Raw genomic sequence first — 440 nt, 5'->3', positions numbered from 1 at the left:
CCCAGAAATAGGTATCGATGCCAGCATCGTCTGTTGATGCCTCACCATTAAAAATAACCGCCAATGGTGCTTGTCCCTGTGTTGGGTTGGCTGAAGCAACTGCCTCCGGGGCTTGGTTTCCACCTTCTTCTGTAACAACTATGTTTACAGTTGCCGTGTCCGTCAATCCTTCACCATCGGTCACGGTCAATATTGCTGTATATGTGCCAGGTGTGTTGTACGTATGTATCGGATTGGTCTCTGTTGATGAATTCCCATCGCCAAAATCCCATGCATAGCTTTCAACTCCAACATCGTCTAGAGAGTTGCCTCCCATAAAGTTCACTTCTAACGGTGCGTTTCCGCTTTCTGGCGTAGCGAAAATCACTGCCTCTGGAGCTTGGTTTTCCGCTGCTTCTGTAACCACAATCTGTATGGTTGCAGAATCCGACAATCCAGCT

Annotated in this window: 1 protein-coding gene; it reads right to left on the bottom strand. The window is 48.0% G+C overall.

The window, feature by feature from the left end; all coding sequences use genetic code 11:
- A partial coding sequence (locus tag GO009_RS18040) for a PKD domain-containing protein (protein ID WP_163627982.1) occupies positions 1-440 on the bottom strand: 440 nt, incomplete at both ends.

The sequence above is a fragment of the Allomuricauda sp. TY007 genome (assembly GCF_010468565.1).
GTDB lineage: Bacteria > Bacteroidota > Bacteroidia > Flavobacteriales > Flavobacteriaceae > Flagellimonas.
This window is presented reverse-complemented; position numbering and strand designations above follow the sequence as displayed.